23 protein-coding genes are annotated in these 17648 nt (G+C 64.4%); 16 read left to right on the forward strand and 7 right to left on the reverse strand.

What is annotated here, in order from left to right; all coding sequences use genetic code 11:
* Nucleotides 1-76 precede the first annotated feature (76 nt).
* Both ABWY06_RS02565 and ABWY06_RS02570 read left to right on the forward strand, forming a co-directional pair.
* The gene (locus tag ABWY06_RS02565) at nucleotides 77-529 is read left to right on the forward strand and encodes a PAS domain-containing protein (protein ID WP_353923994.1); all 453 of its coding nucleotides are present in this window, start codon (nucleotides 77-79) and stop codon (nucleotides 527-529) included.
* A gap of 70 nt (nucleotides 530-599) precedes the next feature.
* Nucleotides 600-1202: a PilZ domain-containing protein gene (locus tag ABWY06_RS02570; protein WP_353923995.1), complete on the forward strand. Its 603-nt coding sequence runs from the start codon at nucleotides 600-602 to the stop codon at nucleotides 1200-1202.
* 301 nt (nucleotides 1203-1503) lie between these two features.
* On the opposite strand, the gene ABWY06_RS02575 is transcribed toward ABWY06_RS02570, so the two are convergent.
* A complete protein-coding gene (locus tag ABWY06_RS02575) occupies nucleotides 1504-2457 on the reverse strand; it encodes a MerR family transcriptional regulator (RefSeq protein ID WP_353923996.1) in 954 nt (317 codons plus the stop codon).
* A 454-nt stretch (nucleotides 2458-2911) separates the two neighbouring features.
* On the opposite strand from ABWY06_RS02575, the gene folM reads away from it, so the two are divergent.
* From folM to ABWY06_RS02600, 5 genes are all read left to right on the forward strand, one after another.
* Nucleotides 2912-3622, forward strand: coding sequence for a dihydromonapterin reductase (gene folM / locus ABWY06_RS02580; RefSeq protein WP_353923997.1), 711 nt, complete (start codon nucleotides 2912-2914; stop codon nucleotides 3620-3622).
* 24 nt (nucleotides 3623-3646) lie between these two features.
* Nucleotides 3647-4207 carry a GTP cyclohydrolase I FolE gene (gene folE / locus ABWY06_RS02585; protein ID WP_353923998.1) on the forward strand — a complete coding sequence of 187 codons (561 nt, stop codon included), beginning with the start codon at nucleotides 3647-3649 and terminating at the stop codon, nucleotides 4205-4207.
* A gap of 2 nt (nucleotides 4208-4209) precedes the next feature.
* Nucleotides 4210-4581, forward strand: a complete 372-nt coding sequence (gene folX, locus ABWY06_RS02590) for a dihydroneopterin triphosphate 2'-epimerase (protein WP_353923999.1) — start codon at nucleotides 4210-4212, stop codon at nucleotides 4579-4581.
* Nucleotides 4582-4694: 113 nt separating this feature from the next.
* Nucleotides 4695-4997, forward strand: coding sequence for a DUF1244 domain-containing protein (locus tag ABWY06_RS02595; protein ID WP_353924000.1), 303 nt, complete (start codon nucleotides 4695-4697; stop codon nucleotides 4995-4997).
* Complete coding sequence (locus ABWY06_RS02600) at nucleotides 4994-5335, forward strand: HopJ type III effector protein (protein WP_353924001.1); 342 nt, start codon at nucleotides 4994-4996, stop codon at nucleotides 5333-5335. The genes ABWY06_RS02595 and ABWY06_RS02600 overlap by 4 nt, the downstream gene beginning before the upstream one ends.
* A 31-nt stretch (nucleotides 5336-5366) precedes the next feature.
* On the opposite strand, the gene ABWY06_RS02605 is transcribed toward ABWY06_RS02600, so the two are convergent.
* Entirely contained in the window at nucleotides 5367-5921 is a 555-nt protein-coding gene (locus ABWY06_RS02605; RefSeq protein WP_353924002.1) for a hypothetical protein, read from the reverse strand.
* A gap of 291 nt (nucleotides 5922-6212) precedes the next feature.
* Here ABWY06_RS02605 and ABWY06_RS02610 point away from each other — a divergent pair, with 291 nt between their 5' ends.
* From ABWY06_RS02610 to ABWY06_RS02635, 6 genes are all read left to right on the forward strand, one after another.
* Complete coding sequence (locus ABWY06_RS02610; RefSeq protein WP_353924003.1) at nucleotides 6213-6809, forward strand: putative glycolipid-binding domain-containing protein; 597 nt, start codon at nucleotides 6213-6215, stop codon at nucleotides 6807-6809.
* Nucleotides 6810-6904: 95 nt separating this feature from the next.
* Nucleotides 6905-8869: a sensor domain-containing diguanylate cyclase gene (locus ABWY06_RS02615; RefSeq protein WP_353924004.1), complete on the forward strand. Its 1965-nt coding sequence runs from the start codon at nucleotides 6905-6907 to the stop codon at nucleotides 8867-8869.
* 41 nt (nucleotides 8870-8910) lie between these two features.
* Nucleotides 8911-9666: a sulfate transporter CysZ gene (cysZ, locus tag ABWY06_RS02620; protein ID WP_353924005.1), complete on the forward strand. Its 756-nt coding sequence runs from the start codon at nucleotides 8911-8913 to the stop codon at nucleotides 9664-9666.
* A gap of 43 nt (nucleotides 9667-9709) precedes the next feature.
* A complete protein-coding gene (locus ABWY06_RS02625) occupies nucleotides 9710-10153 on the forward strand; it encodes a GNAT family N-acetyltransferase (RefSeq protein WP_353924006.1) in 444 nt (147 codons plus the stop codon).
* Between the two features lies 1 nt (nucleotide 10154).
* Nucleotides 10155-10466: a hypothetical protein gene (locus ABWY06_RS02630; RefSeq protein ID WP_353924007.1), complete on the forward strand. Its 312-nt coding sequence runs from the start codon at nucleotides 10155-10157 to the stop codon at nucleotides 10464-10466.
* A 35-nt stretch (nucleotides 10467-10501) separates the two neighbouring features.
* The gene (locus ABWY06_RS02635; RefSeq protein WP_353924008.1) at nucleotides 10502-10681 is read left to right on the forward strand and encodes a hypothetical protein; all 180 of its coding nucleotides are present in this window, start codon (nucleotides 10502-10504) and stop codon (nucleotides 10679-10681) included.
* Nucleotides 10682-10777: 96 nt separating this feature from the next.
* Here the strand turns inward: ABWY06_RS02635 and ABWY06_RS02640 are convergent, their stop codons facing one another.
* The 5 genes from ABWY06_RS02640 to ABWY06_RS02660 form a co-directional block, all read right to left on the reverse strand.
* Entirely contained in the window at nucleotides 10778-11887 is a 1110-nt protein-coding gene (locus tag ABWY06_RS02640) for an NADH:flavin oxidoreductase (RefSeq protein WP_353924009.1), read from the reverse strand.
* A gap of 56 nt (nucleotides 11888-11943) precedes the next feature.
* Nucleotides 11944-12543, reverse strand: coding sequence for a TetR/AcrR family transcriptional regulator (locus ABWY06_RS02645; RefSeq protein ID WP_353924010.1), 600 nt, complete (start codon nucleotides 12541-12543; stop codon nucleotides 11944-11946).
* Nucleotides 12512-12694: a hypothetical protein gene (locus tag ABWY06_RS02650; protein WP_353924011.1), complete on the reverse strand. Its 183-nt coding sequence runs from the start codon at nucleotides 12692-12694 to the stop codon at nucleotides 12512-12514. Before ABWY06_RS02650 ends, ABWY06_RS02645 begins: the two co-directional genes overlap by 32 nt.
* Before the next feature lie 96 nt (nucleotides 12695-12790).
* Nucleotides 12791-13273, reverse strand: coding sequence for a glutathione peroxidase (locus ABWY06_RS02655; protein ID WP_353924012.1), 483 nt, complete (start codon nucleotides 13271-13273; stop codon nucleotides 12791-12793).
* A 119-nt stretch (nucleotides 13274-13392) separates the two neighbouring features.
* Nucleotides 13393-13878, reverse strand: coding sequence for an FKBP-type peptidyl-prolyl cis-trans isomerase (locus tag ABWY06_RS02660; protein WP_353924013.1), 486 nt, complete (start codon nucleotides 13876-13878; stop codon nucleotides 13393-13395).
* On the opposite strand from ABWY06_RS02660, the gene ABWY06_RS02665 reads away from it, so the two are divergent.
* The 3 genes from ABWY06_RS02665 to pta are packed head-to-tail and all read left to right on the forward strand — an operon-like array spanning nucleotide 13847 to nucleotide 17527.
* Nucleotides 13847-14200 carry a DUF3565 domain-containing protein gene (locus ABWY06_RS02665; protein WP_353924014.1) on the forward strand — a complete coding sequence of 118 codons (354 nt, stop codon included), beginning with the start codon at nucleotides 13847-13849 and terminating at the stop codon, nucleotides 14198-14200. The two genes, ABWY06_RS02660 and ABWY06_RS02665, sit on opposite strands and share 32 nt — an antisense overlap.
* Nucleotides 14187-15371, forward strand: coding sequence for an acetate kinase (locus ABWY06_RS02670; protein ID WP_353924015.1), 1185 nt, complete (start codon nucleotides 14187-14189; stop codon nucleotides 15369-15371). The genes ABWY06_RS02665 and ABWY06_RS02670 overlap by 14 nt, the downstream gene beginning before the upstream one ends.
* 53 nt (nucleotides 15372-15424) lie before the next feature.
* Nucleotides 15425-17527, forward strand: coding sequence for a phosphate acetyltransferase (gene pta / locus ABWY06_RS02675; RefSeq protein ID WP_353924016.1), 2103 nt, complete (start codon nucleotides 15425-15427; stop codon nucleotides 17525-17527).
* Nucleotides 17528-17648: the final 121 nt, after the last annotated feature.

Consider the following 17648-nt stretch of genomic DNA (forward strand, 5'->3'; position numbering starts at 1 on the left):
GGCTGAAAACGCCGACATTATGCCGTAAATGTGCGCCATGTTTTAGAATGCGGATTCCCTTCCCGAGACCTTTACGATGATCGATGCCAAACTGTTGCAACTGGTGATCAACGCTTCCAACGACGGCATTGTGGTCGCCGAACAGGAAGGCGACGACAATATCCTGATCTACGCCAATCCCGCGTTCGAGCGCCTGACCGGCTATGCCAGCGACGATATCCTGTATCAGGATTGCCGCTTTCTGCAGGCCGGTGACCGCAATCAGATCGGCCTCGCGGCCATCCGTGAAGCGGTCAAAACCAACACGCCCTGTCGTCAGATTATCCGCAATTATCGCAAGGATGGCAGCCCGTTCTGGAACGAACTGTCGATCACCCCGGTCTTTAACGAAGGTGATCAGCTGACGTATTTCATCGGTATCCAGAAGGACGTGACCCTGCAGGTCGAAGCGCAAAGCCGCGTGCGCGAACTGGAAATCGAAGTGGCGGCGTTAAAGGCCGAGCGCGACCGCCTGAGCACCACCCCTTAAACCCCGCCATCGGTGTAATGGCGCAGCAGCTTGGATCAGCCCAACGTCTTAGGGACAAGATACTTTTCATATGTCGGATCAATCACCCCTGTCACAAGACGAGCGCGACTTCATTCGCCAGCTGCTCGTCAACCCGGTACTGGGCAAGCCCGTGCAAACCCCGAGCTTTCGCGTGGACGGCGGAGACCAGGCCAATGCGCTGCTGGCACGCCTGGCGGCCAACACCCAGCTCAGCCTGGAGTCGCATTTCGACGACCACTGGATGAGCTTTCCCCTGCAACTGGTCGAGGACGAATTCCACGCCCTGCACCTGCAGATGGGGGCACCCTGCATCTATGAAAACGGGCCGGTACTACGCCCCTGGCGCCTGCACCTGGACGAACCCATTGCCCTGCAGGATGACGAGGGCGGCGACCCCTGCCTGGCGGTGCGCGAACTGTCACCCAACGGGCTGCTGATCAGCTCCCCCGGCAAGGCGCCGCTGCACTTTTCGCTGTGGCTGCCGCTGCCCGGCCAGGAACCTATCCCGTTGCAAGCTAAACGGGTGCGTACCGTCGGGAACAATCGAACCGCTTACCGGCTGGTCGGCTGCCACGCCCGCCATACCGAGCGCATACGCCACTTTATCTTCGAGCAGCACCGCCTGAAGCATCCGCAGCTCTGCCTGCCCTGAACGCGGCCGTCAGCGTCGCGGCGGGTAGCACGGAAAAAAGCCAAGAAAAGATCCGTCGGACAATGGATCGAACGCTGCGGGACATCGCCTTAACAGAGCCGACGGCAAAAGGGGCGTTAACAGCCCCTCTCCTCGCTCCTTGTACTCGGCACCTGGGGCCAGCCCTAGCGATCACCCACAGCGCTTAGCGGGGCCCGCCTGTTCGACCAACCCGCCGGCCTCCTGCACGCTGGCGCCACCGAACGTCCACGCACCGGCTCGGCGCGTTGGCCGGGCTACAGCACCCCAAGGCGCCAGGAAGTCAGGTGTCCAGGTGTCCGGCGAGGAACTGGTGCAGGCGGCGCTGCATCAAACGCGGTTCGCCGCCCAGGCATGCCACGGGGGAACCGTTCAGGCTGTCGTCCACCAGGTCCGCGGCATCACCGGCCAGGGCCAACGGACAGTTCAACGACAAGGCCAGCTTGGTCAGCTGACGACCCAGGTCATCGGCCGGTGGCTGGTTGGAAAACAGCACCAGGGCACGGGGGTTGGTCTTTTCGCAGATCAGGGTCAACTCGTTCAGCGGCTGGCCCAGGCCCAGCACATGAATGGAGGTGTCTATACCGCTCAGCATCAGGCCAGCCACCAGCAATTCGAGCTCCCGGCAGTGGCCGGGAAATGCCGACAGCAGCACCCGTCGCTCATGCTGACCGCGTGCCATCTGAAGGCGCTGCTGGACACGTGCGCGTAGGAAACTGTCGAGAAACAGCCACTCACTGGTCCGCCCGAACTCATCCTGGCGCAGCAGCAATTCCTGCCAGAGGGGCATCAGGATGTCCTGGAACACCACGGCCAGGGGGTAACTGGAGAACACCTGGCCATACAACCGTTCGAGCAACCCTTCATCGAAACCAGCCACCGCACGCCGCACCTGGACCTGCCATTCGGCCCACTCACGGGCACTGACCTCTTCATAGACCGGTGCCGCGGCGGCTTTGCTCTGGCTGCTCTTGGCCAGGATCTTGCCCACTTTGCTGACCGCCACGCCCCGCTCCATCCAGCCGAGGATACTGTGCACCGAGTCGATGTCAGCCTGGGAGTAGAGGCGATGGCCACTTTCGGTACGGGTCGGCTGGATCAGGCCATAGCGCCGTTCCCAGGCACGCAGGGTCACCGGGTTGACCCCGGTCAGGCGCGAGACCTCGCGGATCGGGAACAACTCCTCCTGCTTGAGCGCACTGGAAACGAAGAACGAAGCACCGAGACTTTCAGACATGGCAGGCAGCATCTGCGAAGAGTGAAGACTGCCGCCAGTGTAACCCAGTTGACCTGGGCTGACTCCGTACAGGACCTATACAAGAATATCGAAGACCTTCGACAGGACAGGCACGGCCCCGGGCTATGGTTTCCACCCGCCCGCCGATGCGCGCAGACAACGCCGGCGGCAGGCCCTTGAACGCACAAAATCTTGTACAATAACCCCCTAATCGCACAGCCTTTGAACAAGAACTACCGATCCGGAACGCCGTTAAAAACACCTTAGAGCTCAGCAATTTAGCGCCTCACCCAGAACACAGGGTGTTTCTCCAGGGCAAACAGGATTGTACAGAACAAACGACTGGTATAAGTTTGTCTGAGGTTCAAAGAGGTCCCTGCCGCCGAGTCAGGTAGCCGTTGGGATATCGCTGAACCGCCTGTTTGCTCCCCCTACTACCGGTGCCCTCGTTCCCATGAGCGTCCAGTCCGCCCCCATCTTGATTACCGGCGCCAGCCAGCGTATTGGCCTGCATTGCGCCGAGCGCCTGCTGGCCGACGGTCACCCGGTTATCGTCTCCTATCGCGCCGAACGTCCGGCCCTGGCGCAATTGCGTGAACGCGGCGCGCTGACCTTGCAGGGTGATTTTTCCAGCGAAGCCGGCATCCTGGCCTTTATCGCCGAACTGCAACACTGCACGGATCGCCTGCGCGCCATCGTGCACAACGCCTCGGAGTGGTTGGCCGAGACGCCGGGCGACGAGGCCGACGTTTTCCAACGGCTGTTCAGCGTGCATATGCTGGCGCCCTACCTGATCAACCTGCGCTGCGCCAAGTTGCTGCAGCGCAGCACCCCGGCCGATATCGTGCACATCAGCGACGATGTGGTGCGCAGCGGTAGCGCCAACCGACCGGCCTATTGCGCCAGCAAGGCCGGACTGGAGAGCCTGACGCTGTCCTTTGCCGCCCGCCTGGCGCCGCAGGTCAAGGTCAACGGTATCGCGCCAGCACTGGTGCTATTCAATGACCAGGACGACGCGGCCTATCGGAGCAAAACCCTGGCCAAGTCGGCGCTGGCCATCGAGCCCGGCGCCGAGGTGATTTACCAAAGCCTGCGTTACCTGCTGGACACCCCCTACCTGACCGGCACCACCCTTACTGTCAACGGCGGCCGCCACCTCAAGTGAGGGGCACCGCGAGGACCTGCATTGATGAATTCACAGCTGCCTCACCATTACCGTGAGATTTTGCTTGGCCTGGGTGAAGACCCCGAGCGCGAAGGGCTGCTGGACACCCCGAAACGGGCAGCCAAGGCCATGCAGTACCTGTGCCACGGTTATGCCCAGAGTGTCGAGGAAATCGTCAACGGCGCCCTGTTCGCCTCGGACAATGACGAAATGGTGATCGTCAAGGACATCGAACTCTACTCGCTGTGCGAACACCACCTGCTGCCCTTTATCGGCAAGGCCCATGTGGCCTACATTCCCACCGGCAAGGTGTTGGGCTTGTCCAAGGTCGCGCGAATTGTCGACATGTTCGCCCGCCGGCTGCAGATCCAGGAGAACCTCACCCGGGAAATCGCCGAGGCTATCCAGAGCGTCACCCATGCGGCCGGCGTCGCCGTGGTGATCGAAGCCAAACACATGTGCATGATGATGCGCGGGGTGGAAAAACAGAACTCGGTGATGAACACCTCGGTCATGCTCGGGGCGTTTCGCGAGTCGACCAACACCCGCCAGGAATTTCTACAACTGATCGGAAGGAGTCGCTGAGCATGCCCAGATTGGAGCCCGGGATGGCGCGGATTCGGGTCAAGGACCTGTGCCTGCGAACCTACATCGGCATAAAGGAAGAGGAGATCAACAACAAGCAGGATGTGCTGATCAACCTGACCATTCTCTACCCGGCCGTCGACGCGGTGCGTGACAACGATATCGACCACGCGCTGAACTACCGCACCATCACCAAGGCGATCATCCAGCACGTCGAAGGTAATCGCTTCGCCCTGCTCGAGCGCCTGACCCAGGAAATACTCGACTTGGTCATGCAGCATGAGGCGGTGCGCTACGCCGAAGTGGAAGTCGACAAACCCCACGCCCTGCGCTTCGCCGAATCGGTGTCGATCACCCTCGCTGGCCACCGCTAGCGTCAGTGCCGCCAGCGGGTCGCGGACCCGCGGTGCCCCGGCCGGGATTGCCCCAAGCGCCCTGCGCTTTTATCATCCGCGCATTGTTGCCCCGCCCGACCGAGACCCCCGCCATGACCGAGCAAGAACAACTCGAACTGGAAGCCGCCGCTTTCCGCCAACTGGTGCTGCACTTGCGCAGCCGCCCGGATGTGCAAAACATCGAGCTGATGAACCTGGCAGGCTTCTGCCGCAACTGCCTGTCCAAATGGTACAAGGCCGCCGCGGATGACATCGGTCTGCAAGTCAGCGCCGACCAGGCCCGTGAAGAAATCTACGGCATGCCCTACAGCGAGTGGAAGGCCAGGTACCAGAGCGAAGCCAGCAGCGAGCAACAGGCGGCATTCAACCAGGCGCACCAGGCGCCCAAGTCATGAGTCCGCTGCAGCAGTGGCGGGCAGGCCTGGATGGCGAGCTGTACGCCTTCGCCGACACACTGGCCTTTGTCCACGCCCACTACGACTACCGGCCCTGCGCTTTCAGCAATGGCCCGGTTGCCAGTGCAGCCGGGCAGAACGAAGGTTCGTGCAAGACCCTCGGCCTGGCGTTGCTCGAAGGGCTGAGCCTGAACGAAACCCTGCAAGCCTTTGGCGAGCACTATCGTAGCGTGCTGGCGAACCCCGACGGCAGCGACCACGCCAATATCCGCGCCCTGCTCGCCCACGGGCTGGAGGCAGTATCCTTCGACGGCCAGCCGCTGAGCGCCCGCGGCTGAACCGCACCCAGCACCGCGCGCGAAAACGCGCTCATTCCTGCGCGCAGGCCACCCGGTGCCGATATTCATCGTCCGCCTCCGGCCCGGGCCGGTAGGCGTGCGGCCCGGGCTGCCAGTGCAGCGACGGCAGCCGATAATCACCGGAAACGGTCGGGCTGCGCACCTGCAAGCCGATCCGCTGCGGCCAGCCACGCTGAAAACGGTCCATCTCCACCTCCAGAACCTCTGGTGACTCCAGGGGAAACAGCAGCGGCAACTGCGCCAGGCAGTTCCCCTTGGCATCCAGCAGGCGCGGCCGGGGAAACGACTGCCAGGCCGCATCCGCCGGCTGCCCGCTGTAATACTGCTGCTCGAAGACAGTCAGCAGACGCGGCGGTGCCATGTCGCCAACGGGCCCAGGCACCTCGCACAAACGCGCCGCCCCACGGTAAGCCGCCCAGCTGGCCGGCAGTTCGAACGCCGCCGGCAGCGGCGCGCAGTGTTCGGCACGCCACTGCAGCGGTGCGGCGCCCAGCCCGGCGCTAAACAGCGCACAACTCGACAGCCACCAACGGGGAGCGGCATCCAGCCAGCTCAAAAACGCCATGGGGTACTCCTGGTTCAAGGACAAGCGGCACGCCAGGATAAAGCAGAGGTTCCGTGAAATCCTCGAATGGCTACGCAAGTGTCGGTTGTGCAGGACTGGCTCGTCCTGAAGGGCCCGTCGCCCAAGCAAAGTGCGCCCGAGACAACCGGTACGTCCGTCTTAAAAAGTGACAGACATCACAAAAATTCCCGCTTATGCTGCACCCCTTGCAATGCCTCGGGCGGTGGCAGCCGCACCGCCGAGCGCCGTTGCCGCGCGGACGACCCGCCGTACCATCCTGGAGAGACTTGGATGCAGCAGTACCTGGTATGGAAACCGCTTCACCACCCCGGCGTGGAACACCTGCGCCTGAACATCGATGCCCATGGCGTTCACGCCAGCAGCCAGTTGATGCAGAGCCTGCGTGGCCACAGCATTGCAGCCAGTTACGGCTTGAAGTGCGATCCGCACTGGCAGTTCCAACGGCTGTGGATGAAAGTCGACGCCTCGGGGCAGCGCAGCCTCGATCTGCAGCGCGACGGAGGGGGCAACTGGACCCACAATGGTCGGCCCCGTCCCGATCTCGCGGCCTGCCAGGACGTGATGCTGTCCGCCTCGCCCTTTACCCATACCCCGGCGTTACGCCGCTGCGCCTTGCGCAAAGGCCAACGCCAGGTCTTGCAAGTGGCCTACGTGGACCTGCTGACCCTGGACGTCGAGGCGCGTAGCCAGGCCTATCAATGCCTGGGGCTTCACGCGGGCACTCATCGCTACCTCAGTGAGCCCCAGGACCACGCGAGTAGCGAACTGACCCTGGACCCGGAAGCACTGCTGATGCAGGTGAGTGACCAGTACCTGCGCCTGAGTGCGCGCCAGCTCGATCCGACCAAGCCGCAGCCCACGGCCTGAGGCACCGCAGCCGGCACCGGCTGAGGTCGTTTTATTTGCCGGATGAGGTCAGACGGCTACCTATACTGCAGGCAAAGAAGTTCGGAGCTTCGCTCATGCCGTTGCGTCGGCGGTTGTTGCTGCTGTTCCTGCCGCTGATCCTGCTGAGCGTGCTGGCCGTCTGGCTGCTCAGCCAGCAGCTGCTGCTGCGTCGTTTCGATCAGTTGGATGCCGAACACCTGAGCGCCACCGCCCACCAATTGCATCGCCTGGTTCACCAGCAATTGGCCCAGACGCGGGCCCTGGCCTGGGACTGGGCCCACTGGGACGACACCTTCAGCTACCTGCAGACGCCGAACGCCCGGTTTGTCGAGAGCAACCTCGACGACACTACCCTGGTAAATCTAAAACTCGATTTTCTCCTGCTGTTCGACCTGCAGGGCCGGCTGGTGCTGCAAAAATGGCGGCCGCTGGCCGTCGAACAGCTGGTCAGCCTGAACCCGCCGCGACCGACCGATATTGCCCAGGTTAACCAGCAGACGCTGCGATTCCTGCAACGTCATGGCTACGACCGCGCGACACCTGGGACACCGGCAGGAACCACCTTGCTGCAGGTGCAGGACGGCCTCCCCCTCGTACTCAGCAGCAGCCCTGTCACCGCCTCCGAGGGCAGCGGGCCGAGCAATGGCACCCTGGTCCTGGGGTTCTACCTGACCCACGAAGTGTTGCGCGCTCAGCGCGAGCAATTGCTCGCGACCTTCGAGCCTCAGCTGCCGACCCTGGAGGACACCGCGCATCGCCTCCTGGAAGTCCAGGGCGCGGGCCTGAGCAGCCACGCCTGGCTCACGCCACGACGCCTCGATGGCGGGCTGCAGCACAGTGAGCTGGTGCTGCTCGATGACCAGCAGCGGCCCACCCTGCAATTCGCCCTGCAGCACCCACGCCCGCTGTATCGGCAAGGCCAGCAGGTCATCCGGCTGTTCTTCCTGGGTCTGTTGGGGGTGCTGGTGCTCGGGGGCGGCCTGGCTTACGCGGCCCTGGAGGTCTGGGTCCTGCGCCGCATCCAGCGCATGCAGCGCGAGGTTACACGCATCGGCCCGGATGCCCGCCAGGTGCGTCTGAGCGACCCCGGGCAGGACGAATTGGGCCAGTTAGCCGGTGCGGTCAATGGCATGCTGGAACGGGTGATACAGAGCGAAGCCCGGGATCGCGCCATCCTGCATTCGATCCAGGATGGCTTTTTCGAGATCGACACCCACGGCAACCTGCTGGCGATCAATCCAGCCCTGGAGGAGATGCTCGGTTACCCGCCGGGCCAGCTACTCGGCCGGTCCTACCGCGACCTGCTGCCGGTCGAAGACCTCAAGCGCGCCTGGGACCTGATCCGCCAGACCGGCCAGGACGGCGTGCGCAACAGCCTGACCACCTCGTTACGCCGCCAGGATGGCCGACCGCTGTTTATCGAAACGCGGTTTTCCCCGATCCAGACCTCGGGTCAGTTTGCCGGGGTGCGCGGCATCGTGCGCGATGTCAGCACGCAGGTGGCCTACCAGAACCGGCTACTGGACATGGCCTACCGGGACGCCTTGACCGGTTTGGGCAACCGCAAGGCATTCTCCGAACAGTTGCAGGTCTGCCTGGAGCAGGCCAGCGCGTCGGCGCCTCTGGCCTTGCTCTACATCGACCTGGACCGCTTCAAGGAGGTCAACGATCGCTTCGGCCACGCGCTCGGCGATGCCCTGTTGAAGGCCCTTGGCGAACGCCTGCGCACGACCCTGCGCCAACCGGACCTGTTCTACCGGGTCGGCGGCGACGAATTCACCATGTTGCTGCCCGGTACGCCGGCCAACGGCGCGCAACGCTTGGCGGAGCGCCTGCTCGCCTGCATGGCGCCACCTTTTGTGCTGAACGGCGAGAACGTCGATTTTGTCACCTTGAGCATCGGCATCGCCCTGTATCCCGAGCACGCCGGCGATGCCCAGGCGTTGGTGAAAGCAGCCGACAGTGCCATGTACCTGGCCAAGCAAACCCGCAACGGTCTGCGCCTGCACCCGGACGCGCCCCTTCCCCCCTCTGCCTAAAGTCGGTAAGGTCGGCGCGATTTCACTTTCCGGAGACGCCCATGCCCGCCCCCGTGTTGTCCGGCCCCGACTACCTGCGCGAAGGCCTGAAACTGGTGCTCAGCCCCGGACTGCGGCTGTTCGTGCTGCTGCCATTGACGCTCAACCTGCTGCTGTTCGTTGGCTTGATCTGGCTGGCCCTGGATCAATTCGGCGGCTGGGTAGAAACCTTTATGCCGCAACTGCCCAGCTGGCTAGGGTTTCTCGAATACCTGCTGTGGCCGCTGTTCGTGGCGCTGGTGCTGCTGATGGTGTTTTTCACCTTCAACCTGCTGGCCAATATCATCGCCGCGCCGTTCAACGGCTTCCTGGCGGAAAAGGTCGAAGTGGTGGTGCGCGGCGAAGACCCCTTTCCGCCCTTTCACTGGGCCGAGTTGATCAGCCTGATTCCACGCACCCTGAGCCGCGAACTGCGCAAGCTGGGCTATTTCCTGCCACGGGCGCTGGCGCTATTGGTGCTCTCGCTGATTCCCGTGCTCAACCTCGTCGCCGCCCCGCTGTGGTTGCTGTTCGGCGTGTGGATGATGGCTGTGCAGTACATCGACTACCCGGCCGACAACAACAAGGTCGGTTGGGACGAGATGCTCGCCTGGTTGCGCGCCAAACGCTGGCAGAGCCTGAGTTTTGGCGGCATCACCTATCTGGCCCTGATGATACCGGGGGTCAATGTGCTGATGATGCCGGCGGCGGTGGCAGGTGCCACGCTGTTCTGGGTGCGCGAACGGGGTGAACGGGCAGCGCCTCCTTCGCGCCCTTGAGGGTCCCTGAGCAGACCGCTAGACGACCGCTGGAGCATCGCCCATGGAGCCCTTGCAACTGATCGAGGCGAATGCCGCCGATGCCGCCTGGGCCGCACGGCTGACCGAAGCCAATATGGCGGTGTATTACCGGCGCAACGGCCTGCACTGGAATCCGCCCGCATTCACGGTGCAGTGGGCCCACTGCGAGAACTGGCGCGTGCAGTGCGGTGATCGAGCCGCCGGTTTCGTCAGCCTCGACAGTGACGGGCAATTCCTCTATCTGCGCGACCTGCAGTTGATCGACAGCTGTCAAGGGCGAGGCCTGGGCGCACAAATACTGTGCTGGGCGCTGCAGATCGCCGCGCGCCGGCGATTAGCCGGTGCCCGGCTCAAGGTTTTCGCGGATAATCCCGCCCAGCGACTCTACCGACGCCACGGCTTCGTCGAAGTCGGTGAAGAAGGCGCACTGCTGCGCCTGGAGCATCGCTTCGCCCCCAAGGAATAGCATGAAGGAAATCGGCGTCCTGGCCGGCTTGTTCGTGGCCACCTGCGTGATCGCGGGGAGCAGCCTGTGGCTGCTGCCGGCGGCCGACAGCGCGCTGTTCGCCCTGGTGGTGATAGCGCCCGCCGCCGCCTTGGCCCTGGTCCTGGCGGTCGAGCTCAGCAGCGGCCGCCTCAACGGCCTGGGCGATATCCGCAGGGCCGTGGCGAACCGCACCTCCATCCCATTGTGCCTGGCGGTCTATGCCCTGGGCTGCATGCTGGTGGCGACCTCGCTGGTGCTGGCCTGGCGCCTGCTGCAACGACTGCTGGGATAAGCCTGGCAGTTGATCAACCGCTAACGAGACCTGAAATGACTGTGAGCAAAAGCGTGAACGGCTATAACGTGCAACAGCTGGCCGATGGCGGCTGGTGGATCTGCACCCCCGACGGCGAGAGCGTTGCCGGCCCTTTCGGCACGCTCGAACAAGCCTGCGAAGTGGCCGCCGTGTTGCAGGACCAGCCCGCCGCACCCCGCCGGCGTCCGTCCTGATTCCACCTGGCCTGGTGGCGACTGCGCCGCCGGCAAGAAAAACCCCGGCGAACCGGGGTCTCAAGCGGGCATCTGGACATGCCGGGATGCAGGCGATTACACCAGGCTGGTCAAGGCGTCCCGGCTGAACGGCAGGATGTCCTGTTGGCGACCTTCGCGGACCTTGAGGGCCCAGTCCGGGTCCACCAGCAGCGCGCGGCCCACCGCAACCAGGTCGAACTCCTGGTTGTTCAAACGCGTCATCAAACCGCCGAGGTCTGCCGGCTGGGCCACCTTGTCGGTCTTGACCATGAACTGCAGGAACTCGCCGTCCAGCCCGACGCTGCCGACGGTAATGGTCGGTTTGCCGGTCAGCTGACGGGTCCAACCGGCCAGGTTCAACTCCGAGCCTTCGAACTCCGGCTCCCAGAAGCGCCGCGTGGAACAGTGGAAAATGTCCACACCCGCGTCGGACAAGGGCTTGAGAAACTCACCCAGCGCCTCCGGGGTCTGCACCAGACGCGCGCTGTAGTCCTGCTGCTTCCACTGCGAAAAGCGGAAGATGATCGGGAACTCGGGGCCCACCGCAGCGCGTACGGCCTGCACCAGCTCGATAGCGAAGCGCGAGCGATTGGCCAGGCTGCCGCCGTACTGGTCGGTACGCTGGTTGCTGCCTTCCCAGAAGAACTGGTCGATCAGGTAGCCGTGGGCGCCGTGGATTTCGACACCGTCCATGCCAATGGCTTGGGCATCGCGAGCCGCCTGGGCGAAAGCGGCGATCACCTCGTCGATGTCCTGCTGGTCCATGCCATGCACGACCTGCACACCGTCCTTGATCTTCTCACTGGGGCCGTAACCCGGCACGCTGGCGTCCGGCTCGGTGCCCAGCTTGCGCACGTTGCCCACATGCCACAGCTGCGGGACTATCTTGCCACCGACGCCGTGCACCGCCTCGACCACCTGCTTCCAGCCGGCCAGGGCATCCTCGCCGTGAAAGCGCGGCACGTTGGGGTAGCCGTTGGCCGCCGGGTGGCCGACCGTGGTGCCTTCGCTGACGATCAGACCGACGCCACCGGCGGCGCGGCGGCGGTAGTACTCGACCACCTGAGCATTGGGCACGCCGCCCGGCGAAAAGGAGCGGGTCATGGGCGCCATTACCACCCGGGTGGGCAGCTCCAAGGTGCCAAGGCGAAAGGGTTCGAACAGGGCTTTAACGGCAGCAGGCATCGGGGCATTCCTCAAGGGGGTCAGGGGCGGCGGGCATCGGCCACGCCGCGGGTTCGTCAGCCGCGCGCCAGCAACAGGCGCTCGAGCTGGTTCAAAAAAACCGTTAGGGGGGCCGCGCTGGCACCCACTTTCATCCGCATCAGCGTTCCCTCCCAGGCGTTGCCGATAAATTCAGCCAACGCCTGGCAGTCGCTGTCTGGCTCCAGTTCACCCGTCTCCCGCGCGGCCTCCAGGCACTCGACGAGAATGGCCACCGAGCGTTGCAGGATGGCCTCCACCTGGCTGCCGATGGGCTGACAGAGCTCAGCCATCTCGAAGCTCAGGCTACCGATGAAGCAATGGTGCTGGGGGGTCTCCTGGCGACTGAAATGCGCCACCAGGTCCGCGTAGTAGGCCAGGATCCGTGCGCGCGGGCTCAACGCCGGACTGCTCAGCGCCTGGGCATAGCGCTGCAGGCGCGGCCCATAAAGGTACTCCAGGGCCTGCAGGGCAAAGTCTTCCTTGCTGGAAAAGTAGTGATAAAAGGAGCCTTTGGGGATCCCCGCGGCCTGGACTATCTGCAAGACGCCGGTGCCGTGGTAACCCTGACGGGTCATCAGCTGTGCGCCCTTGGCGAGGATCAGGTCACGCTTGTCGAGTCGAATGCTGGAAGTCATGCACCAGCATATGACCGGTCGTCTCGCTTCGCCCAGCACTATTGATGACAGTGATAAGCCGGCCAAAACCCAGCGGCATCAAGGTCATGACCGGGACCATGCCGTGGCGAGGAAGAGGAAGAGGAAGAAGAAGAAGAAGAATATTGGACATCTGACCGCCTGTGAGCACAGGCGGGTACATCAGTCGCGCGGGACGCGACCACCGCTAGCGCGCAGGACCGGTGGGACCGGTACTCGCGCCAGCGGGTCAGCCCAAGGCTTTTTCGATGGCTTGCACCAGCGCGGGGTCGTCCGGAGTGGTACGCGGGCTGAAACGGGCCAATACCCGACCGTCCTTGCCGACCAGGAACTTTTCGAAGTTCCAGCTGATATCGCCAGGGAATTCCGCGCCCTCGCCCGCCAGCAGGCGGTACAGCGGATGACGGTCGTGACCGTTGACTTCGAGTTTGGCGCTCAGGGGAAAGCTCACCCCATAACGACTGCTGCAAAACGCCTGGATCTCGGCTTCGCTGTCCGGCTCCTGGCCGGCGAACTGGTTGCACGGCAACCCGAGGACGCTGAAACCGCGACCTTGGTAAGCCTGGTGCAGGCTTTCGAGGCCCGTATACTGGGGCGTCAGGCCGCACTTGGACGCGACATTGACCACCAGCAGCACCTGGCCCTTGAACGGCGCGAGGGGCAGATCCTTACCATCCAGCGCGCGTAGATTGAGGTCGTGAAAGGCACTCATGACAGACTCCTTGTTCATCGTAGAGAGTACGCAAAGAACGCTGCGGACAAAAAAGGCGCCCGAAGGCGCCTCTCGCGGTGTCCAGCTTAATTTAGCAGCTGGGTCGCCGGCTAGCGCAATCAGTGATGATGACCGCCTTCACCGTGCACGTGGCCGTGGGCGATTTCTTCCTGGCTGGCATCACGGATATCGACGATCTTGACCTGGAAGGTCAGGCGTTGGCCAGCCAGTGGGTGGTTACCGTCAACAGTCACGTCGTCGCCGTCCAGGTCGCGGATGGTGACGATCTGCATGCTGCCGTCCGGACCGGAAGCGTGGAACTGCATGCCCACTTCCAGTTCATCGACGCCTTCGAACATCGAGCGGCTCAGGGTGCTGACCAGCTCGGCGCTGTATTCGCCGTAGGCGTCTTCGGGCTCAACGGTCACGTTCAGCTCGTCGCCGACCTGCTTGCCATCGAGGGCTTTTTCCAGACCGGCAATAATGTTGCCGGCGCCTTGCAGGTAAACCAGCGGAGCACCACCGGCGGAGCTGTCGATCACCTCACCGGCGTCGTTGGTCAGGGTATAGTCGATGGAGACAGCCTTGTTGGCGGCGATCAGCATGGGGCGAGACCTTTTGCATAAGAATGAAGAACGGGCAAGTTTAACCAAGGCCTCGCCCGAAAGCGAACCAGGCGCGGACAGACGGACCTTGCCTGCGCGTATCCTCGATTTTTATCAGGACGCCGCGGGCGATTGGGTGGCAGTCTTGTCTTGCGGCCATACCCAGCACCTGCGCCACCAGCCTCCCTGGCAATCCCGCGCCTGGGTGCTCGACCCCGTGCAGCGCCACGCCCAGCGGGGTCGTCCCTTCCCGTGTGGCTGGTGCGCCCAGGACTCGCCGCCCCCTCCCGACCCCACAAGGAAACCCGATGCCGGCACGTAATATTCTGGTGATCAACTGCGGCAGCTCATCGATCAAGTTCGCCCTGGTCAACGAAGCCCACAGCCAGTTCACCCTCAGCGGCCTGGCCGAACGCCTGGGCAGCCACGACGCGGTGCTGCGCTGGCAGCGCGGCGGCCAGCAGGACAGCCTGATGCTGCCCAACGGTGATCACCGTGCGGCCCTGGCCCAGCTGCTGCCGTTGGTGCACGGCGCCGCGGGCGGCACCTTGCACGGCATCGGCCATCGTGTGGTGCATGGTGGCGAACACTTCACCGCCGCCAGCCGGCTCGATGCCGCGACCCTGGACGCAATTCGCCGCACGGCCCCACTGGCGCCCCTGCACAACCCGGCGAACCTGTTGGGCATCGAAGCGGCGATCAAGCTGTTCCCCAGCCTGACCCAGGTAGCGGTCTTCGACACGGCCTTCCACCAGAGCCTGCCGGAACATGCGTTCCGCTACGCGGTACCCGAGTCGCTGTACCGTGAGCAGGGGGTCCGGCGCTACGGCTTCCACGGCACCAGCCACCGTTATGTCAGCCATCGCGCCGCGGAACTGGCGGGCCTGGCCAGTGGTGACAGCAGCTGGCTGTCGGCCCACCTGGGTAACGGCTGTTCGACCTGCGCCATCGTCAACGGCCAGAGCCGCGACACCAGCATGGGCCTGACGCCGCTGGAGGGCCTGGTCATGGGCACCCGCAGTGGCGACGTCGACCCCAACCTGCACGGGCACCTGGTGCGCGCCCTGGGCTGGAGCCTGGAGCAGGTCGAGCACTTGCTCAACCACGAAAGCGGCCTGCTCGGCCTGTCCGGGCTGTCCAACGACATGCGCAGCCTGGAGCAGGCCCGGGAACAGGGCCATGCCGGGGCCACCCTGGCCATCGAAGTTTTCTGCTATCGCCTGGCCAAATCCCTGGCGGCCATGAGTTGCGCCCTGCCGCAGCTCGACGGACTGATATTTACCGGCGGAATCGGCGAGAATTCACCGCTGATCCGCAGCAAGACCGTGGCCCATCTGCGCCTGTTCAACCTCAGCCTGGACCCCCAGGCCAACGCCCGCTGCATCCGCGGCGTGGCCGGCCCGATCCAGGCGTACGGCCACCCGCGGGTGCTGGTGGTGCCGACCAACGAGGAACGCCAGATCGCCCTGGACACCCTGGCCTTGCTGCCCTGACATTGGCCCGCCTGCCTGACACGTACCCGTGCAGCGCGCCCCGAGGACATTTCATGCAGACCTTTTACATCGCCCCGACCGGTTTTGGCGTCGGCCTCACTTCCATCAGCCTGGGGCTGGTCGCCGCGCTGGAACGGGCCGGCCTGAAGGTCGGCTTTTTCAAACCCATCGCCCAGCCGCACCCCGGTGACCTGGGGCCCGAGCGCTCCAGCGAACTGATCGCGCGCACCCACGGCCTGCATTCGCCCAAGCCACTCGGGCTGGCCCATGTCGAGCGCATGCTCGGCGATGGCCAACTGGATGACTTGCTGGAAGAGATCATCAGCCTGTACCACGAGGCCGCCGAGGGTAAAGACGTGGTCATAGTCGAAGGCATGGTGCCGACCCGTCAGGCCAGCTACGCGGCGCGTATCAACGGTCACCTGGCCAAGGGCCTGGATGCGGAGGTCATTCTGGTCTCGGCGCCGGAGAACGAGGCCCTCAGCGAACTGTCCGACCGCATCGATATCCAGGCCCAGCTGTTCGGCGGCCCGCAAGACCCCAAGGTGCTGGGCGTGATCATCAACAAGGTGCGCAGCGAGGACGGCCTGGAGGCGTTCAAGACGCGCCTGCGCGACCTTTCACCGCTGCTGCGGCGCGGCGATTTCCGCCTGCTCGGCTGCATTCCCTGGTTGGAGGAACTGAACGCTCCGCGCACCCGCGACGTCGCCGACCTGCTCGGCGCCCGGGTGCTCAACGCCGGCGATTACGAACAGCGGCGCATGCTCAAGATCGTGCTCTGCGCCCGCGCCGTGGCCAACACCGTGCAGCTGCTCAAGCCCGGGGTGCTGGTGGTCACCCCCGGCGATCGTGACGACATCATCCTGGCCGCCAGCCTGGCCGCCATGAACGGCATGCCGTTGGCCGGCCTGCTGCTGTGCAGCGACTTCGCCCCGGACCCACGGATCCTGGAACTGTGCCGCGGCGCCTTGCAGAGCGGCTTGCCGGTGATGACCGTGAGCACCGGCTCCTACGACACGGCGACCAACCTCAACCGGCTGAACAAGGAAATCCCGGTGGACGACCGCGAACGGGCGGAGAAGGTCAGCGATTTCGTCGCCAGTCACCTGGATTACGAGTGGCTGCGTCAGCGCTGCGGTTCGGTGCGCGAGCTGCGCATGTCGCCACCGGCCTTCCGTTATCAGCTGGTGCAGCGCGCCCAGGCGGCCAACAAGCGCATCGTCCTGCCCGAGGGCAGCGAGCCCCGCACGGTGCAGGCCGCGGCACTGTGCCAGGCCCGCGGCATCGCCCGCTGCGTATTGCTGGCCAAACCCGAGGAGGTGCACGCGGTGGCCCGTGCCCACGGTATCGAGCTGCCCCCCGGACTGGAAATCCTCGACCCCGACCTGATCCGTGAACGCTACGTCGCGCCGATGGTGGAGTTGCGCAAGGGCAAGGGGCTGAACGCGCCCATGGCCGCCGCGCAGCTGGAGGACAGCGTGGTGCTGGGCACCATGATGCTGGCCCTGGACGAGGTCGACGGCCTGGTCTCCGGTGCCATCCACACCACCGCCAGTACCATTCGCCCCGCGCTGCAGTTGATCAAGACCGCGCCGGGTTACCAGTTGGTCTCGTCGGTGTTTTTCATGCTGTTGCCCGAGCAGGTGGTGGTCTACGGTGACTGCGCGGTCAACCCCGACCCGAGCGCCAGTGAACTGGCGGAAATTGCCGTGCAGAGCGCCGCCTCGGCGCGGGCCTTTGGCATCGAGCCACGCGTGGCCATGCTCAGCTATTCCACCGGCGACTCGGGCAGTGGCGAGGAGGTGCAGAAGGTCCGCGAGGCCACTCATCTGGCCCGGGCCCAGCAACCCGAGCTACTGATCGACGGCCCGCTGCAGTACGACGCCGCCACCAGCGCCAGCGTGGCCCTGCAAAAAGCACCGAACAGCCCGGTGGCGGGCCGTGCCACGGTGTTTATCTTCCCCGACCTGAACACGGGCAACACCACCTACAAGGCGGTCCAGCGCAGCGCCAACTGCCTGAGCGTCGGCCCGATGCTGCAAGGGCTGCGCAAGCCGGTCAACGACCTGTCCCGCGGCGCCTTGGTCGACGATATTGTCTACACCATCGCCCTCACCGCCATCCAGGCCGCCACCCTGCCCACCCTCAACGCTTGATTGGTACGCTTATCCCAGGCTTGCAGTTCGCCCGCCACAGGTTAACCTGTGGCGCCCCCGCTGCCGCACGGCCTCGGCGGTGGCCGGTCAATCAGGGACCGAAACACCTGTCATAACGAAC

This window comes from Pseudomonas sp., assembly GCF_040514055.1.
Taxonomy (GTDB): Bacteria; Pseudomonadota; Gammaproteobacteria; order Pseudomonadales; family Pseudomonadaceae; genus Aquipseudomonas.

What these genes read in the sequence shown, in the direction of transcription:
- ABWY06_RS02565 (WP_353923994.1), top strand. Translation starts at nt 77, where the DNA reads ATGATCGATGCCAAACTGTTGCAACTGGTGATCAACGCTTCCAACGAC.
- ABWY06_RS02570 (WP_353923995.1), top strand. Translation starts at nt 600, where the DNA reads ATGTCGGATCAATCACCCCTGTCACAAGACGAGCGCGACTTCATTCGC.
- ABWY06_RS02575 (WP_353923996.1), bottom strand. Translation starts at nt 2,457, where the DNA reads ATGTCTGAAAGTCTCGGTGCTTCGTTCTTCGTTTCCAGTGCGCTCAAG.
- folM (WP_353923997.1), top strand. Translation starts at nt 2,912, where the DNA reads ATGAGCGTCCAGTCCGCCCCCATCTTGATTACCGGCGCCAGCCAGCGT.
- folE (WP_353923998.1), top strand. Translation starts at nt 3,647, where the DNA reads ATGAATTCACAGCTGCCTCACCATTACCGTGAGATTTTGCTTGGCCTG.
- folX (WP_353923999.1), top strand. Translation starts at nt 4,210, where the DNA reads ATGCCCAGATTGGAGCCCGGGATGGCGCGGATTCGGGTCAAGGACCTG.
- ABWY06_RS02595 (WP_353924000.1), top strand. Translation starts at nt 4,695, where the DNA reads ATGACCGAGCAAGAACAACTCGAACTGGAAGCCGCCGCTTTCCGCCAA.
- ABWY06_RS02600 (WP_353924001.1), top strand. Translation starts at nt 4,994, where the DNA reads ATGAGTCCGCTGCAGCAGTGGCGGGCAGGCCTGGATGGCGAGCTGTAC.
- ABWY06_RS02605 (WP_353924002.1), bottom strand. Translation starts at nt 5,921, where the DNA reads ATGGCGTTTTTGAGCTGGCTGGATGCCGCTCCCCGTTGGTGGCTGTCG.
- ABWY06_RS02610 (WP_353924003.1), top strand. Translation starts at nt 6,213, where the DNA reads ATGCAGCAGTACCTGGTATGGAAACCGCTTCACCACCCCGGCGTGGAA.
- ABWY06_RS02615 (WP_353924004.1), top strand. Translation starts at nt 6,905, where the DNA reads ATGCCGTTGCGTCGGCGGTTGTTGCTGCTGTTCCTGCCGCTGATCCTG.
- cysZ (WP_353924005.1), top strand. Translation starts at nt 8,911, where the DNA reads ATGCCCGCCCCCGTGTTGTCCGGCCCCGACTACCTGCGCGAAGGCCTG.
- ABWY06_RS02625 (WP_353924006.1), top strand. Translation starts at nt 9,710, where the DNA reads ATGGAGCCCTTGCAACTGATCGAGGCGAATGCCGCCGATGCCGCCTGG.
- ABWY06_RS02630 (WP_353924007.1), top strand. Translation starts at nt 10,155, where the DNA reads ATGAAGGAAATCGGCGTCCTGGCCGGCTTGTTCGTGGCCACCTGCGTG.
- ABWY06_RS02635 (WP_353924008.1), top strand. Translation starts at nt 10,502, where the DNA reads ATGACTGTGAGCAAAAGCGTGAACGGCTATAACGTGCAACAGCTGGCC.
- ABWY06_RS02640 (WP_353924009.1), bottom strand. Translation starts at nt 11,887, where the DNA reads ATGCCTGCTGCCGTTAAAGCCCTGTTCGAACCCTTTCGCCTTGGCACC.
- ABWY06_RS02645 (WP_353924010.1), bottom strand. Translation starts at nt 12,543, where the DNA reads ATGACTTCCAGCATTCGACTCGACAAGCGTGACCTGATCCTCGCCAAG.
- ABWY06_RS02650 (WP_353924011.1), bottom strand. Translation starts at nt 12,694, where the DNA reads ATGTCCAATATTCTTCTTCTTCTTCTTCCTCTTCCTCTTCCTCGCCAC.
- ABWY06_RS02655 (WP_353924012.1), bottom strand. Translation starts at nt 13,273, where the DNA reads ATGAGTGCCTTTCACGACCTCAATCTACGCGCGCTGGATGGTAAGGAT.
- ABWY06_RS02665 (WP_353924014.1), top strand. Translation starts at nt 13,847, where the DNA reads ATGGAGACAGCCTTGTTGGCGGCGATCAGCATGGGGCGAGACCTTTTG.
- ABWY06_RS02660 (WP_353924013.1), bottom strand. Translation starts at nt 13,878, where the DNA reads ATGCTGATCGCCGCCAACAAGGCTGTCTCCATCGACTATACCCTGACC.
- ABWY06_RS02670 (WP_353924015.1), top strand. Translation starts at nt 14,187, where the DNA reads ATGCCGGCACGTAATATTCTGGTGATCAACTGCGGCAGCTCATCGATC.
- pta (WP_353924016.1), top strand. Translation starts at nt 15,425, where the DNA reads ATGCAGACCTTTTACATCGCCCCGACCGGTTTTGGCGTCGGCCTCACT.